The 15,509-nt window shown below is 46.5% G+C and carries 12 protein-coding genes; 8 read left to right on the top strand and 4 right to left on the bottom strand.

The window, feature by feature from the left end; translation table 11 throughout:
• Positions 1 to 108 precede the first annotated feature (108 nt).
• Entirely contained in the window at positions 109 to 2,496 is a 2,388-nt protein-coding gene (locus tag AC6H1S_RS18075) for a TonB-dependent receptor (RefSeq protein ID WP_497564515.1), read from the bottom strand.
• A gap of 109 nt (positions 2,497 to 2,605) precedes the next feature.
• Between AC6H1S_RS18075 and AC6H1S_RS18070 the strand changes: the two genes are divergently transcribed.
• Together AC6H1S_RS18070 and AC6H1S_RS18065 are read left to right on the top strand one after the other, a co-directional pair.
• Positions 2,606 to 4,279 carry a histidine kinase gene (locus tag AC6H1S_RS18070; RefSeq protein ID WP_497564514.1) on the top strand — a complete coding sequence of 558 codons (1,674 nt, stop codon included), beginning with the start codon at positions 2,606 to 2,608 and terminating at the stop codon, positions 4,277 to 4,279.
• A complete protein-coding gene (locus tag AC6H1S_RS18065) occupies positions 4,276 to 4,974 on the top strand; it encodes a LytR/AlgR family response regulator transcription factor (protein ID WP_497564513.1) in 699 nt (232 codons plus the stop codon). The genes AC6H1S_RS18070 and AC6H1S_RS18065 overlap by 4 nt, the downstream gene beginning before the upstream one ends.
• A 1-nt stretch (position 4,975) precedes the next feature.
• Here AC6H1S_RS18065 and AC6H1S_RS18060 read toward each other — a convergent pair whose 3' ends face one another.
• Positions 4,976 to 6,646, bottom strand: coding sequence for a MutS-related protein (locus AC6H1S_RS18060; protein WP_497564512.1), 1,671 nt, complete (start codon positions 6,644 to 6,646; stop codon positions 4,976 to 4,978).
• A gap of 188 nt (positions 6,647 to 6,834) precedes the next feature.
• Between AC6H1S_RS18060 and AC6H1S_RS18055 the strand changes: the two genes are divergently transcribed.
• From AC6H1S_RS18055 to AC6H1S_RS18040, 4 genes are all read left to right on the top strand, one after another.
• Positions 6,835 to 7,389: a hypothetical protein gene (locus tag AC6H1S_RS18055; RefSeq protein WP_497564511.1), complete on the top strand. Its 555-nt coding sequence runs from the start codon at positions 6,835 to 6,837 to the stop codon at positions 7,387 to 7,389.
• A gap of 3 nt (positions 7,390 to 7,392) precedes the next feature.
• The gene (locus AC6H1S_RS18050) at positions 7,393 to 7,599 is read left to right on the top strand and encodes a helix-turn-helix domain-containing protein (RefSeq protein WP_199140040.1); all 207 of its coding nucleotides are present in this window, start codon (positions 7,393 to 7,395) and stop codon (positions 7,597 to 7,599) included.
• Between the two features lie 538 nt (positions 7,600 to 8,137).
• Positions 8,138 to 8,974 (top strand): M23 family metallopeptidase, encoded by an 837-nt coding sequence (locus AC6H1S_RS18045; protein ID WP_233165852.1) that lies wholly within the window; start codon positions 8,138 to 8,140, stop codon positions 8,972 to 8,974.
• Positions 8,974 to 9,363 (top strand): bactofilin family protein, encoded by a 390-nt coding sequence (locus AC6H1S_RS18040; RefSeq protein WP_497564510.1) that lies wholly within the window; start codon positions 8,974 to 8,976, stop codon positions 9,361 to 9,363. Before AC6H1S_RS18045 ends, AC6H1S_RS18040 begins: the two co-directional genes overlap by 1 nt.
• Positions 9,364 to 9,408: 45 nt before the next feature.
• Here AC6H1S_RS18040 and AC6H1S_RS18035 read toward each other — a convergent pair whose 3' ends face one another.
• Both AC6H1S_RS18035 and AC6H1S_RS18030 read right to left on the bottom strand, forming a co-directional pair.
• Positions 9,409 to 9,978, bottom strand: coding sequence for a DinB family protein (locus AC6H1S_RS18035; RefSeq protein ID WP_497564509.1), 570 nt, complete (start codon positions 9,976 to 9,978; stop codon positions 9,409 to 9,411).
• 45 nt (positions 9,979 to 10,023) lie between these two features.
• Positions 10,024 to 10,563 carry a Crp/Fnr family transcriptional regulator gene (locus AC6H1S_RS18030; RefSeq protein WP_497564508.1) on the bottom strand — a complete coding sequence of 180 codons (540 nt, stop codon included), beginning with the start codon at positions 10,561 to 10,563 and terminating at the stop codon, positions 10,024 to 10,026.
• A 183-nt stretch (positions 10,564 to 10,746) separates the two neighbouring features.
• On the opposite strand from AC6H1S_RS18030, the gene AC6H1S_RS18025 reads away from it, so the two are divergent.
• Together AC6H1S_RS18025 and AC6H1S_RS18020 are read left to right on the top strand one after the other, a co-directional pair.
• On the top strand, positions 10,747 to 11,061 hold the full coding sequence (locus AC6H1S_RS18025; protein WP_497564507.1) for a DUF6660 family protein: 315 nt from the start codon (positions 10,747 to 10,749) through the stop codon (positions 11,059 to 11,061).
• A 75-nt stretch (positions 11,062 to 11,136) separates the two neighbouring features.
• Entirely contained in the window at positions 11,137 to 15,507 is a 4,371-nt protein-coding gene (locus tag AC6H1S_RS18020; RefSeq protein WP_497564506.1) for a CusA/CzcA family heavy metal efflux RND transporter, read from the top strand.
• The last annotated feature ends 2 nt before the right edge of the window (positions 15,508 to 15,509 follow it).

Below are 15,509 nucleotides of genomic sequence, written 5' to 3'. Positions count from 1 at the left end.
TTGCAAGCCCTAAGTAAGTTGGCAGCAATGCCCTCGCGAAATTTCAAAGTTTCGCAAGGGCATAAAGATTGGATTGGAAGTGAAGGTGGATATAACCAAAAACGATAACTAATTGCGATTGCCTGCCTTGGCCTGACGGATAGCCTGGTTTTCTTTAAGGTTAAGCCGGTACACAAAGGTCAGCCTGTAACGGGCCGCATTGGGACTGTCCATCCGGTTTAGGGTGTAATCTGCCCCGGTGGTTGTACTCTTGAACTTGCGCAGGTTAAACAAATTGCCCACATCGAACAATAAAGTCGCCTTGTCTTTAAACAGGTTTTTGCTCACGCCAAACTCGAGGTTATGATTGGCCAGCGTACGGGTTTGGGCATTGCTTTGGCCACCAACAAAACTATAACGGCTTTGGATGCTGAGCTTATTGGCAAATTTGAGCTGGCCACTTAGCCTGCTGGTCAGTACATGGCCTTCGTGGCTAAAGTCTTGCGATTGGTATTGTCCCTGTTGGGTAAAGCTGTAGGCGTTCATTTCCAAATTAAGCTGCAGCCATTTGATGGGATTGTAGAGCAAGGAAAGCTCTATGCCCTTGCGGATTTCGCGCTGAATGTTGACCGGTGAAGTTATAAATACATTGTTCTCGTTTCTGAAAGTATAATCGACTATAATACCATTGTTGCGCTGGTAATAAACAGCCGGATTGAACGTAAGCACGTTCCAGTTTTTAATGTAGCCTACTTCAAACACATGAGCGTACGAAGGATCAAGCTCTGGATTGCCCACATAACGCGAGTTGTAATCGGTCAACTCGTTAAAGGGATATAAATTGTTGAGCGAAGGCCGGTTGATTCGTTTGCTGTAGCTGCCTTGCAAAGTGGCGTTGGAGGCGAAACGATAGCTCAGGTTAAGCGTTGGAAAAAGGCGCGTATAGTTTTTGCGATCGTTATAAGTACCCACCCTGTCTTCTATTTTAATGCGGGTGAGTTCGCTGCGCAGGCCCAATTGGTACGAAAAATTGCCAAGCCTGCTCCTCACTTGTGCATAGGCGGCGCCAATCAGCTCGCTATAGGCCAGTTTGTTGTCTATGTTTTCAAAAACACTCCAAGTATTGCCGTTTTGTTGTTCGGCCTTAAAATTGGAGCTTACGCTGCGGTTTTCCATTTTGAGGCCTACTTCCAAACGCGAGGTACTGTCTAAGGGCTGTACCAAGTCGGTTTGTACCATCAAGTCTTTGCTGGCCCCAACAGAGCCGGTGCGGATGCCCGGTAGGTTAAGCAGTGCCGGAAATGTTCTTTGCGTATTGAGGTTCCATTCCTTGTCACTGTCCCAAAAATCATATTGCATGTCGACGGTATATTTCTTAACCGGATTTTTAAAGGTTCTGGTGTAATTGAATTCCAGTTGGTTGTAGCTCCGGGTTTCGAACGATTCGCCTTGGCGCAACAGGCTGCTGTCTGGACCTGCACTGGCATAATTGTAATTCAATGCGGTCTTGTCATGATCTTTGGTGGCATTCTTTAAAAAGGCTGCCGTTAATGTATTGTGGTCGTTAATTTGGTAATCGGCACCCACATAAAGCAGCTTGGCATTGTCGTGGCGATTTTCGTCCTGGCGCTGGTTCAAGGTAGAGGTTAGGCTATGGTTGCGGATCGATTGATCGGTGGTATAAAGCCCTACGTAATCAGATAAACGGATGCCTACGGTAGAAAAAACATTCAGCTTTTCAGATTTGTAATTGATGCTTGGCGTAATCCGGGTTTCGTTCGGAATGCCGCCCACCAACCTCAATTGGCCATTAAAACCGGCTGTTTTGTTTTTCTTTAAAATAATATTGATTATGCCTGCCGATCCGGTGGCATCGTACCTGGAAGAAGGATTGGTAATCACCTCAACTTGGCTAATCTGGTCGGCGGGCAACTGGTCGAGCGCATTGGCGGCGGTAAGACCCGATCTTCGACCATTGATGAGCACCAGCACATTGCTGTTTCCCCGCAGGCTGGCTACGCCCGCTGGGCTTACGCTTACCGAAGGCACGCCATTGAGCAAATCGACTGCCGAACCGGTTTGCGATAGTACATCTTTGCCAGCGGTAAACACTTTTTTGTCTATTTGCAAACTAATGGTTGGTCTTTCGCCGGTTATGGCCACTTCTTGCAGCAACTTGGGGTCGGGTTCAAGGTAAATGGTGCCCAAATTGATGCGGCTGCTAAGGGCGGTTATTTGGAGTGGCCTGCTCAACGCTTGGTAGCCCATAAAGCTAAACTCGATGGTTAGGTTGCCGGTTGGGATAGAGTCCAGCACAAAAGCACCTTTCTCGTCGCTGATGCTTCCAGCCACTATTTTTGCATTTTCGTTTTTTACGGTAATGCTTACATAAGGCATTGCCGTTTGGGTTGATTTTTCTTTAATAAGGCCATGTACCGCCTTTTTGGCTGGGTTGGTTTGGGCCATAGCCAAGGCGCTAAAAAACAGGCCTATGCAGAGCAGAGCAATTCGTTTCATGGTGCAAGATTAGCCCAAGGCCCGGGGCTAACCTAAGAAAAACATGCCAACGGCTCTATATCCTTTTCAAATGCACCTGATGCCCTTATCTTTATCCTAACTTTACCATATGAAAAGGCTCGGCTTCATCTTCGCTTTAATTTTATTTGCCTCCTGTAAAAACAGCACTATCGTTTACGAAGCATCCGATCTGCGCTTTCGAATGGGCGATGACCGGCTTTGGGCCAATAAAAATTATGTGGATACCAATTGGGAAACGGCAAGAGGTTTTACCGAAGACAAGGTGTTTTGGGTGCGCTTTAACATGGCTTTGAAAGAGCGTCCAGACCCGCGCATTCCCCTCGGATTGCAGGTTAACGCCTTCGGCGCTTTCGATGTGTATTGGGATGGCGTGTATTTGGGCCATAACGGAGAGCTTGCCCAGCCTGGAAAATCCGAAATCGCGGGAACAGAAACAACTTATTACCTGGTGCCCGATTCGCTGGCCTACAAAGGCACGCACCTCATTGCGCTCAGAGCCACCCAAAGTTTTAAGAAAACCGAACAGCGGAGTGTTAATGTGAAGCTCCAAGATTATCCCGACCTGCTCCGGTCGTCGCTGCTCACCACTTCGTACATGAACCTCATTGCAGGCGCTTTTCTCATTGCATGCCTCTATTATTTCTTTCTCTACATCAACAGTAGGCGCAAACAGTATCCGGTACTCATTTTTGCCGTTATCTGTTTCTTTTTTTTCGCGTTGCTGATTTTAGAATATGTCAAGTTCTATGTCGCTATTCCCTACACCTATTTTTACGTGCGGCTAGAAGCTATTGGCTGGATAACCTTTCTGCTGGCCTTTTTGGTGCCGTTGTACTTTTGCCTGCAATTTGACTTTAAAAGAAAATGGTGGTTGCTAGGTTTGTTGCTCTGTGTGCTTGTTACAACCTATGTGATCAAATTTGGGCATTACGATGTAACAGCCATTTACTACAGTTATACCATGTGGATGGTTACCATGCTGGTGGTAATCGATGCGGTTGTTAGGAAAGAAAAAGGAGCTTGGGTGGTGTTAATCGGTCTCAGCAGCAGGGTGGTGATCAACTACTTTTTTTATTATGATTTTAGCCTGTTTATCAGCTTTGCCATCGTGGTGCTTTGTATGCTTTACCTGCATGCCATACGCACTCGGGTGATAGAAGAAGAACATGAGGCTTCGCTCCTGCTTTCGGCACGTTTGCAGCTCGATTTGGTGAAGAAAAACATTCAGCCCCATTTCCTTAAAAATACGTTGCTCTCCTTGATCGATTGGGTGGAAGAATCGCCACAACAAGGCGTCAAGTTTCTGCACGCCCTTTCCAACGAATTTGATATCATGAACAGCATTGCGGAGGAGGTGCTCATTCCTGTAAGAAAAGAAATTGAGCTTTGCCAGGCACATTTATCGGTAATGCAGTTTCGAAAGGAAATTGACTATCAATGGCAGGACCAAGGCATTGTAGAAACCGAACTGGTGCCACCGGCGCTTTTTCATACCTTGCTGGAGAATGGCATTACCCACAGCATGCCCATTGATAGACAGATACGCTTCAAGCTGAGCTTTTCGGTAAACGAGGGCTATAAAGTTTATATTTTCGAAACCTTTGCCCTCAACCGCATCAAATCTGGAACCAGGGTTGGTGGCAATGGCCTCAATTATATCAAAGCCAGGCTAACCGAAAGCTATGGCCAGCACTGGGAATTTGCTTCGGTAGCCACCGCAACAGGCTGGCGCAGCACCATTAAAATTAAAGACATTGCATGAGGATATTGATTATAGAAGACGAAGAAAGAATTGCCAAAAGAACACAGCGCATGGCCACGGTTTTTTTTGGTCAACAGCTCGAAGCCCTGGCTGTTTGCGATTCGCTGCAAAAGGGCTTGGCTTATATCGAAAAACATCCAATAGATCTTTTACTGCTCGACCTGAACCTGAACGGCGAAGACGGCTTCGATATTTTGGGCACCGTAGTTGCCGGGTCTTTTCATACCATTATTGTTTCGGCCTATACTGATAAGGCTATCACGGCCTTTGCCTATGGGGTAATTGACTTTGTGCCTAAGCCATTTGACGAAGAAAGGCTTTTTCAGGCTTTTAGAAGGACCATAGCCAGTGTGCAGAAAACCGGCGGACCAATTAAATATTTGGCCGTAAAGAAATCGGGCAACCTGAAGTTGATTGATGTTAATGACCTTCATTACATTAAAGGCGCGGGGATTTACAGCGAACTGCACCTGCGCAACGGCAAGCAGGAGCTTCACGATAAATCGCTCGAAACCCTTGGCCAGTTGCTGCCCAGTTCTTTTGAGCGTATCCATAAATCCTACATCGTGCCACTAAACCAGGCCGAAAAAATAGTAGTCGAAGCGGGCGGCCGTTATAGTCTGTTGCTGAGCAATGGCGAATTGCTGCCTATTGGCCGTTCACGATACAAGGAGCTGAAAGAAAAAATGATCTGAGCTACAGCTGGTATTTTTGGCGCAAAGCGGTGCTGATTTGATTGGCATTGACCACAATTGATGGCGGAAAACCCAGTGCCGACAAAATAGCGATGGCATTTTTGTTTTTGAGCAAACCAGGTTTGATTTTGTAGTCGAATACCAGGCGCGTATCCGATACCACCTCTTCGAACGAATAAACTGCGTATTCTTTGCCCAATAGTTCGGCCAGTTCCAGGTCGTGGGTTGACACGAATGTGAAATTTTGGTGTGCATTGAGGTAAGAGAGGATGGCTTTGGCTCCGGCAACCCTTTCGATGGTATTGGTACCTTTAAAAATCTCGTCGATGATGATGAGGTTGCGGCTTTGCAGGGATTGGCTGTTGTTGATGATGTGGAGCATGGCCATGGCTTCGGCCTTAAAGTAACTTTTGTGTTCCTCTAAATCATCGTTGTTGCGTACGCTGGTCAGCAGCTGCATAAAAGGAGCCGCATAATAATGGCTGCAAGAAGTATATAAAGTTTGGGCCATAAGTGTGTTGATGGCCATGGCACGGATAAAAGTAGTTTTGCCCGACATGTTGGAGCCCGTAACCAGTACGCCCTGCGTGGTGCTGGCCTTGATAGAATTGGGTACGCAATCTTCGATCAGCGGGTGGTAAAGGTCCAAAACTTCCAGCTCCTGCCCGTTTGGTACCAGCTGCGGTTTGCAATAATAAGGCAGGCCTTCTCTTAGCGACTGGATGGCAATGGCCAGGTCTATTTCGGCCACGTAATTAAACAAAACCTCGATGTGCTGGCGTTGCTGGTTAATCCGGTCAACAGAAATCAGGAACATGAGAGGCTCTATCAGCAACAAGGTCTTGATCAGTTCCAGAATACCAGCACTGATATCGGTTGGGTCGCGGTCTACATTGTTCTGAAAATTAACATAGCTTAACGAGCTTTGCAGCGGTTTTAAATTGCCAAGGCTCTGCTGTACCATAACGGCCTTTGGCGTAGCGCTCAACTTTGATAAATTTTTAGCGCAATTAACCAGGGTATAAAGTTGCGGCAGCGAATAAACATAGCCAGAAATTTTCTTCTTGTTGCCGTAGTGGATGTAAAAGTTGAAAAGCGTTAGCCCCAGCAGTGCCAAAAAGCAAAACTGGTTGCGCAAAACGATGGTAAGCACCAGAGAGGCGATCCATAAAATGCCGGCCATTCTTACATATAGGTTTAAACTCTTGCTATACAGCGACTGATAGCTGCTGGTAAACAATTCGTAAATGTAGTAGGCGTTTTTGTTGCCGAGCTTGGCGAGCTCGAGCGATGTGGCCAAACGCAGGTCTTCGTTCGAGCCAAATTTCTCGCTCAATTCATCCAGTTGCTGCAAGGCGTTTACTTCTTGCTGGCTTCTCAGCTGATGATAGAGGTACTGCTGGCCTGGGCTGCTGTTGCAGCGATCTGCATATTCGAATAGGTTTTCGAGATCGATATCGGTGGCAATGGTATCCGATAAGCTGGTGTTTTCGTCGTGATGTTTGGCAAAATGGTAAGCCGAAATGAGGTTGAAATTGCGGTTCACATCGCGAGGCTGGCCCCACTGGCTCAACAACTCCTCTTTTTTCTTGAGCAGATCTTGGCCGTTTTTGTACCTGAAGAACAGGAAAACAAGCAGCAATAAAACCAGCAATACAGCTAAATAGAACATATCGATAAATTACCTAACAAAGCTAAAAACTTTGAGCAATCGGCTTGCCGCATCACAAAATTATTATCGTAGGTAAAATTTTTTCCGCCCAAATGATATTGTTTAAGCTGATTTATCGAAAATAAAAAATAATTTATTGTTTTTCAATAAATAATTATTCATATTTGATGAATTAAATTTTTAAAACCATGACAATTAGAATTAGTGCAAAGCACATGCTACAAGTTTTATATGTTCTTTCGTGGATCATATTTATCGGCGTATGTATCGAAGCCGGAGCCTTTATATTCAATGCCGTTTACACCTTGGCCATTAATCCGGCTGGCGCCAAGTTTGCCGTTCCGGCAATAGACCTAACGTCCCTTTACCATTACGATGCGGGCTATTTTGGAGTGTTTACCTTCATCATGTGTATCGTAGCCATTATGCGCGCCCTGCTGTTTTACCTCATTGTAAAAATTTTGCATGAAAGAAAGCTCGATTTGTCTGCGCCTTTTAATGATGTGGTGAGGCGTTGTATCGCCAATATGGCTTACCTTTCGCTTTTTATTGGCGCATTTTCGTTTAGGGGCGTTAAGTATGCAGAATGGTTTGCCAAGGAAGGGGTAAAAATGCCCGATATAGAATCTTTGCGCCTGGGCGGTGCCGACGTGTGGCTGTTTATGGGGGTTACCCTTTTGGTTATTGCCTACATGTTTAAAAGAGGAATCGAAATTCAATCAGAACACGAACTAACCGTATAAGCTATGCCTATTGTAGTGAATCTGGATGTGATGATGGCCAAGCGGAAAATGTCGCTGAATGAACTTTCGGAAAAGGTAGGCCTTACCTTGGCCAACTTGTCTATCCTTAAAACCGGCAAGGCAAAGGCAGTAAGGTTTAGTACCCTGGAGGCTATTTGCGATGCGCTCGACTGTCAGCCTGCCGATATTTTGGAGTATACCAAGAAATAGTTTTAACCAGTTTTTAGCATTGATGCCTATGTTGTTTCTAGTTTTTGTAGTGGTGCTGCTGTGGTTGCTGGTAACATATGTTTGCCATTTTAAGGGCTATTGGATTTTTTAAATAAACAACCCACCTAAGACACCTTTGAAAGGCTAAGAATTATTTTGCTAAAGTTTTCTGGGGAGACTTAGGTGGCAACATAAGATGTTTTGTTTGCTGGGAGGTTATTCTTCCACAATTTCCAGGTCGCCCTTTCGTTTTTTCATCAAAGTTTAAGAGGGCTTGGCTTTCGGTCGCGAATATAGGGCAAGATGTTCCTCCTGCTATTCAAATTAAAAACCGGAAATCATATCAAATTTTAAAAATCGCCGTTTAAAAAGGCAGACTAAAGTAATGGGAATATTAATTAACTATTAATTAAAAAACGATTTGCTTTGCCTAGCCTATTTCTCTGCCAGCATTTTAAATGGCTAAGCGAGGCGGGGCTTTTATATGGCGCTGAAAATCATATATTTGCATCCTAACCAAAAAAACAAACCACAAACTATGACAAGGAAGAAGGACAAAACCACCATCATCTTTGTAAACAAGAACCAAAATATAAACAAGCCTATCCACGTGCCAAGTACTTATATCAGGCATTGGAAAAAATATGTATGGGCTTTGGGGGCTTGTTTTGCATTGTTGTTGGGTGCTATTTTTTACCTCAGCTACAGCAGGGCATCGGTTCAGTTATCCAAGGATCAGTTAGCCAGGGAATTGGCCAAGGCCAAAAACCAAACCGCGGCATTAGATACCTCGCTCATTAAAAGATATTATCAGTCTATTGACCAGAAATTGGGCAAAATCAACAAATATTTAAAGGCCAGGGGCATTAAGCCCATCACCAAAGCTGCTGGTGGCGAAAAGAGCGACGATTTGGTTTCAGTAGAAGAAATAGGCCAATTTTATGAGGGCTACCTAAACCGCATGGCCAATTATGTAGCCTATACCCCCTTGGGCTACCCGCATTTTGGTGCCATTACTTCAGGTTATGGCCATCGCGAAAATCCTTTTACCGGCGAAAACGTAGAATCGCACAAAGGATTAGACATCAAAGGCAATTATGGCGAAATTGTACGCAGTACCGCTAGTGGCCGTGTGGCTTTTGCAGGCCGAAGAGGTGGCTATGGCAATTGTATCGTGATCAATCACGGCAACGGTTTCGAAACCTATTATGGCCATTTGTCGAAAATCTTGATCGAAGAAGGTCAGAAGGTAAATGTAGGCGATCAGATTGGCAAAATTGGCTCCACTGGCCGTTCCACTGGTCCGCACCTGCACTATGAAGTACATAAAAACGGCAAAGTCATTAATCCCCGTTCCTTTTTAACTTTAGAGTAATGTTCAAGAAAACCAAACAAGCGCCCACCGCGATAGACCAGCAAGAAATATCTACCCTTATTGGCGAAGGATTTGTGCTGAACGGCGACATAACAGGGCAATCGGTAATTAGGATTGATGGCAAAATTGTGGGCCAGGTGAAAGTTGGCGGAGGGATTATCCTGGGCGAAAAAGGCAGCATTGTGGGCGATATCGAAACCACATCGGCCATCATTTATGGTTCGGTTAAGGGCAACGTAAAAGCCAAGCAGCTCGAAATCAAAAAAACGGGCGAAGTAAACGGCGACATCAAAACCGAAACCCTCGAAATAGAATTTGGCGCGCAGTACAATGGCAAGCTCGAAATGAAGCAGCTCATTAAATCGGAAGAAAAGGAACGGCAAGACTAGGGGTTCATTTGCTCACTGGTTATTGGCCAGTTGCTTCTTTTTAAACTATTTGCTGCCGACTGAGAACTGCCTAAGCATCCGTTCCGCCTGATCAACGTGCCTTTCGTTGTGATAAACCACAAAGCGAAGGGTATCGCCCAGCTTTAGCCTGATCAACCTGCTGATGGAGACCGACGTTTTGATTTTGCCTAGATCGAGCGTTTGGGCGCGCTCAAGCAATGCCTTTAATCGTTCTTGTTGCCTTAAAAAGCGATCGATGATGGTAAGGCGAAGCTGCCGATGTTGCTTTGCCGGGTTTTTATCGCTAGTTGTATTCATCTTCTTTTGCTTTGCCTTGACGCGGACGAGCTTTACAAAATAATTGCCCAACATTCCTGGCGTGTAGTTTCCGGTCGTTGTTGTTTTGTGCTCCAGCATTTTGATCTCTATGGCGGGCAAATAAAAATCGCCATACAAATTAAGGTGCTCCAAGCATTCTAATATGTTCCATTCGCTTAGATTGCGCTTAAAGGTGAGCTGCGCCAAATCCAACTTTTTAAAGCCTGCTGTAACGCTGATGAGCCGATTGGTAATGCCCAGCAATTCGGCAATAAGTTGTGTGTTGTTGATTTTCATGGAGGCAAAGATCAAAATTGGCAGGTTCTCAATTCTTGATTCCAATCAAGAATTTCGGATTCGGCTCAGGGTTTCGGGGCTCATGCGCAGGTAAGAGGCAATGTACTTGAGCGGTACCTGCTGAAAAAGATGCGGGCTTCTCTTCAACACCCTTTGCAAACGTTCGGTTGGCGATGCCGTTAAGAGGTCTACTTCCCGTTCCATTTGTTGCGCTATTACGGTTTCCAGCAAGTTGTTGTAGGCCTTTAGGCTGGTCGTGCTGGCTTGGCTAATTTCGATGACCTGCTCTTTAGAGATGACGTTGACCACCGTTTTTCGGATGGCCTCGACATAAAACTCGGATGGTTGTCCGGTTAAAAATGATGCCAGCGAATTGATGATGGAACCCTCATAGCCCAGTCTGATGGTATGCTCTTCGTGGGCCGATGGAAGGAAAATGCGAACAGCGCCGGACACTATAAAATAAAGGTTTTTTTCGGTTTCGCCTGCCCGGAGCAAGTACTGTGCCTTGGCATAGGTTTTTTGAACGCCTGCGGTTTGTAGCGAGTGGATAAGCTGTGGCAAAAAGGATTCTAGGTTGGCCATGATGGAGGATAAAATTAATGGTTTTTGGGCAAAGCTGTTCATCGAAGAACCCAGTATGAAAGCAACTTTTGCTTGGTTGGTGCTCCCCGGCTCTAAACCAGCTGCTAAAGGCTACGAATGATTGACAATCGAGCCCCAATCAAGAACTTCTGACTTTCAAATTTCTTTCCTACCTTTGCCTCCATGAGATACCTAACCATCATCTGTAGCGTGTATATGCTGTTGCTAGCTTTTATGCCTTGCAAGGATGAACTGGTTAATGTCATTTCGCAAACGCAGCAAACACTGCAGAAAGATTCAGGCGGTGCCGGCCATTGTAACCAAGAAGCCTGTCCGCCGTTTTGCACCTGTGCCTGCTGTTCGGTAGTCAGACATTTTTTAACAGCAGAGCCGATTGTTTACATCGAAAAATCGGTTGTAAAGCCTTATTTGCCCACTGCAGTTTCGGCGGTTCAGCAACTGAGCATGCCCATTTGGCAACCCCCACAAAACATTTAATACGACTTTTCCCTATTTCGTGCTGTAGGCCAGAATTGGTCTGCTATTCCGTATCGTATTAAATTTTTCAATTTTATGTTTGATCAAATTATTTCGTTCTCTATCAAGAACAAAGTAACTATCGGGCTGTTTACCTTGGCGTTGGCCTTGGCTGGCGTGTATGCCATCTATAACCTGCCGGTTGATGCGCAGCCCGATATTACCAATAACCAGGTTCAGGTTATTACCCAGGCGCCTAGTTTAGGGGCTCAAGAAGTAGAGCAGTTCATTACCGCGCCCATCGAATTGTCTATGGCCAATATTGCCGGCATTATCGAAAAACGCTCTATTTCACGTTCGGGCATTTCTGTAATTACGCTCGTTTTTAAAGACAATGTAGATGTGTACTGGGCCCGGGCGCAGGTAAATGCCCAGCTTAAAGAGGCCGAAAGCACTATTCCGAAAGGGATGGGCGAGCCGATGCTGGCTCCGATTACCACCGGTCTCGGCGAAATCTACCAATATGTAATCCACCCTAAAAAAGGCTATGAAGACAAATATACTGCTACAGACCTCCGTACTTTGCAAGACTGGCTGGTGCGTACCCAGTTGGCAGGTACGGCGGGTGTGGCAGAGGTAAGTGGCTGGGGAGGTTATGTAAAGCAGTATGAAATTGCTTTAGACAACGACAAGCTCAATTCGCTTGGCTTAACCATTCCCGAAATTTATGAGGCCTTAGCAAAGAACAACGAAAACACAGGCGGTTCTTACATCGAACAGCAGCACAATGCCTATTTTATCAGAGGTTTGGGCCAAATCCAGAACCTGGAAGACATCCGCAAAATTGTGGTCAAAAACCAAAAAGGCACGCCTATCCTGATCCGCGATGTGGCTACGGTGCAATTTGGCAGCGCCACCCGCTACGGAGCGGTTACCCGCAATGGTCAGGGCGAAGTGGTGGCTGGTGTAACGTTGATGCTCAAAGGCGAGAACTTTAGCCAGGTGATTAAGCAGGTGAAAGAGCGCATGGTACAGATCCAAAAATCGCTGCCCGAAGGCGTAGTGATCGAGCCGTTTATAGACCGTACCGAATTGGTTGGCCGGGCCATGGGCACGGTAAAGAAGAACCTGTTGGAGGGGGCGCTCATCGTTATTTTTGTACTGGTGCTTTTGCTGGGCAACTGGCGCGCCGGATTGGTCGTGGCCTCGGTTATTCCGCTGGCCATGCTGTTTGCCTTTTTTATGATGCACCTGTTTGGCGTATCGGGTAATTTAATGAGCCTTGGGGCCATAGATTTCGGGTTGATTGTTGATGGTGCCGTTATTATTGTAGAAAGCGTGGTGCACCATATCGCCACGGGGAATTATCGTAAACAAGGAATCTTGAGGCTGAGCCAGGCGCAGATGGACGAGGAAGTGAACGATAGCGCCGGCAAGTTGATGAAATCGGCGGCTTTTGGCCAGCTCATCATCCTTATTGTTTACCTGCCGCTGCTATCGCTGGTGGGTATTGAAGGCAAAATGTTCAAGCCCATGGCGCAAACCGTAGCCTTTGCCATCATGGGGGCTTTCATCCTGTCGCTAACCTACGTGCCGATGGCCAGCGCCCTTTTCCTCAGTAAAAAAACGGAGCATAAGCCCAATATTTCAGATCGGCTGATTGCCTTTCTGCAACGGATTTATCAACGCGCACTGGTTGGTGTGCTTCAATTCAAAGTTACCGTAGTTGTGGCCGTTTTGCTGCTGTTTTCGATAGCTATTTGGGGTTTTAGTCGGATGGGTGGCGAGTTTATTCCCACTTTGGAAGAAGGCGACCTTACCGTAGAAATCTCGATGATGCAGGGCACTTCGCTTTCGGAAGCTGTAAGCACATTTGGCAAGGCCGAAAAACTGCTAAAAGATAAATTTCCCGAAATCAAACAAGCCGTTACGCGTATCGGAAGTTCCGAAATCCCTACCGACCCCATGCCGATGGAAAGGGGCGATATGATGCTTTCAATGCAGCCTAAAAGCCAATGGAAATCGGCTGGCACCCGTGCAGAGATGATGGAAAAAATGGAAGAAACGCTTGCTGTAATTCCAGGTATCAAAGCAGAGATCTCGCAGCCGATGCAAATGCGTTTCAACGAGCTGATGACGGGTATCAGGCAAGATGTGGCCATTAAAATTTATGGCAACGACCTTGATGTATTGGCGCAGGAGGCGGACAAAATTGCCAAACTGATCCATGGTGTAAACGGCGTAAGCGAGCCTTTTATAGAAAAAGTGAGTGGTTTGCCACAAATACAGGTGGCTTACGACCGCAATAAGATGGCACAGTATGGCCTCAACATCAGTGAGGTAAACATGATCTTGAAAACGGCTTTTGCGGGCAATGCTGCCGGCGTGGTTTTTGAAGGCGAAAAGCGTTTCGACTTGGTTATTCGCTTGGGCCGGGAGCTGCGCGAAAATATTTCCAGTGTCGAAAACCTGCTTATCCCTTTGCCGTCGGGCAATAAAGTGCCGCTAAGCCAGGTGGCCAACATCGAATTTAAGGATGCGCCGGCACAGGTTTCGAGAGAAGAAGGCAATAGACGCATCTATGTAGGCTTTAATGTGCAGGACCGCGATGTAGAAAGTACAGTAGAAGAAATACAACAAAAACTAGATCGCGAACTGAAGTTGCCAAGCGGCTACTACCTTACTTATGGAGGCCAGTTTCAAAACCTGCAGGCCGCCAAGGCCCGCTTGTCGATAGCGGTGCCTATAGCCCTGATCCTGATTTTACTGCTGTTGTATGCCACCTTCAGAAAGGTAAAAGACAGCCTGCTTATTTTCACAGCTGTTCCATTGGCTTCTATTGGTGGTATTGCGGCGCTGTTGCTGCGGGGCATGCCTTTTAGTATTTCGGCTGGTGTTGGTTTTATTGCGCTTTTTGGGGTGGCGGTGCTCAATGGCATCGTACTGATCGGTTATTTTAACCAGCTCAAAAGCGAAGGCATGGACAATATCTACAACCGCGTACTCGAGGGGACTAAAACCAGGTTAAGACCAGTACTCATGACCGCTGCAGTAGCCTCGCTGGGCTTTTTGCCGATGGCGCTTTCTACCAGCGCGGGTGCCGAAGTACAAAAACCTTTGGCTACGGTAGTTATCGGTGGCCTCATGACGGCTACTTTGCTCACCTTGTTTGTGTTGCCTTGTTTATACCTCTTGTTCAATAAAAAAGAAACCATCAGATTTAAAATGCCTAAAACGATGATGATGATAGGCTTGGTTGTGTTGGGAACGCTGTTTGCCAGCCCAGCCAATGCCCAGCAAACACCCTTGAGCCTCGACAGTGCCATTGCCAGGGCCCTGAAAAACAACTTGGAGCTGCGTTCTTCCGATTGGAGCGTAGCGCAGGCCAAAGCCTTGCAAAAATCGGGAGTTGATTTGCCGAAAACCGAACTGATGCTTACCCAAGATCCTACCAGCGGCGGCAATATGGACAATGCCATTGGCATTACCCAAAATATAGCCTGGCCAGGTTTGTATGGCAAGCAGCGTAAATTGCTCAGCCAGCAAAGCACTTTGGCCCAGCGAGGCCTTCAGGCTACACAGGCTGGTGTAGTAAGGGCGGTGCGCAATGCCTGGTATACCCAAGCGCTTTATCAAGAAACCATGCGTATTCTCAACTATCAGGACAGCCTGTATGCAGGTTTTGTCAAAAAAGCGGAAATCAGGTTTAAAACCGGCGAAACATCTAACCTCGAATTGATGAGCGCACGCAACAAATATCAGGAAGTACAAGCCATGAAAATTGGCGCTTTAGCCGAGCTTAAAAATAACGAAATGGCTTTGCAGCAATTGCTCAACACCCAGGAGCCAATCCGGGTAGAGGCTAAGGCCTTGCCTCTTTTCCTGGCTGTTGAAACCAACGATCTACCCACGGCCAACAACGCGGCTTTAGGAATTGCACAGCAGGAGATAGCGGTAGCTACAGCCAAAATTGCGGTAGAACGGGCCAAGAATATGCCCGATTTCATCTTGGGTTATAACCAGCAATTGTTGGTTTCTGGGTTTAATCCGGCCCATATCGGCCGTACTTACTCACCAGGCACGCGCATTGCGGGCATACAGGTTGGGGTAGCTTTGCCCCTGTTTAATCAGGCTGGCCGGGCCAAGGTAAAGGCCGAACAGCTCGGCGTGCAAGTGGCCCAGGCCAATTACGAAAATGCGCAGTCGCAGGTGCAGCTGGCGCTGCAACAGGAACTGCAACGCTACCATAAATTCAAACAGCTGGTTACGTATTACCTCAATGTGGGCCTTAAGCAGGCCGACGAGCAACTGCGCATTGCACAAGTTTCGTTCAATTTGGGAGAAATCGGCTATATCGAATATATCCAAAACACCAGCATCGCGGTACAGGCCAAATTGGCCTACCTCGAAACCGTAAGCCAGCTCAATCAATCAGCCATTCAATTACAGTATCTTAAAGGAGAATAATC

It is taken from the genome of Pedobacter sp. TM02, assembly GCF_059705275.1.
The sequence above is the reverse complement of the archived record's forward strand: the minus strand, read 5'-3'. Positions and strand labels throughout refer to the sequence as shown.

What these genes read in the sequence shown, in the direction of transcription:
- AC6H1S_RS18075 (WP_497564515.1), bottom strand. Translation starts at nt 2,496, where the DNA reads ATGAAACGAATTGCTCTGCTCTGCATAGGCCTGTTTTTTAGCGCCTTG.
- AC6H1S_RS18070 (WP_497564514.1), top strand. Translation starts at nt 2,606, where the DNA reads ATGAAAAGGCTCGGCTTCATCTTCGCTTTAATTTTATTTGCCTCCTGT.
- AC6H1S_RS18065 (WP_497564513.1), top strand. Translation starts at nt 4,276, where the DNA reads ATGAGGATATTGATTATAGAAGACGAAGAAAGAATTGCCAAAAGAACA.
- AC6H1S_RS18060 (WP_497564512.1), bottom strand. Translation starts at nt 6,646, where the DNA reads ATGTTCTATTTAGCTGTATTGCTGGTTTTATTGCTGCTTGTTTTCCTG.
- AC6H1S_RS18055 (WP_497564511.1), top strand. Translation starts at nt 6,835, where the DNA reads ATGACAATTAGAATTAGTGCAAAGCACATGCTACAAGTTTTATATGTT.
- AC6H1S_RS18050 (WP_199140040.1), top strand. Translation starts at nt 7,393, where the DNA reads ATGCCTATTGTAGTGAATCTGGATGTGATGATGGCCAAGCGGAAAATG.
- AC6H1S_RS18045 (WP_233165852.1), top strand. Translation starts at nt 8,138, where the DNA reads ATGACAAGGAAGAAGGACAAAACCACCATCATCTTTGTAAACAAGAAC.
- AC6H1S_RS18040 (WP_497564510.1), top strand. Translation starts at nt 8,974, where the DNA reads ATGTTCAAGAAAACCAAACAAGCGCCCACCGCGATAGACCAGCAAGAA.
- AC6H1S_RS18035 (WP_497564509.1), bottom strand. Translation starts at nt 9,978, where the DNA reads ATGAAAATCAACAACACACAACTTATTGCCGAATTGCTGGGCATTACC.
- AC6H1S_RS18030 (WP_497564508.1), bottom strand. Translation starts at nt 10,563, where the DNA reads ATGGCCAACCTAGAATCCTTTTTGCCACAGCTTATCCACTCGCTACAA.
- AC6H1S_RS18025 (WP_497564507.1), top strand. Translation starts at nt 10,747, where the DNA reads ATGAGATACCTAACCATCATCTGTAGCGTGTATATGCTGTTGCTAGCT.
- AC6H1S_RS18020 (WP_497564506.1), top strand. Translation starts at nt 11,137, where the DNA reads ATGTTTGATCAAATTATTTCGTTCTCTATCAAGAACAAAGTAACTATC.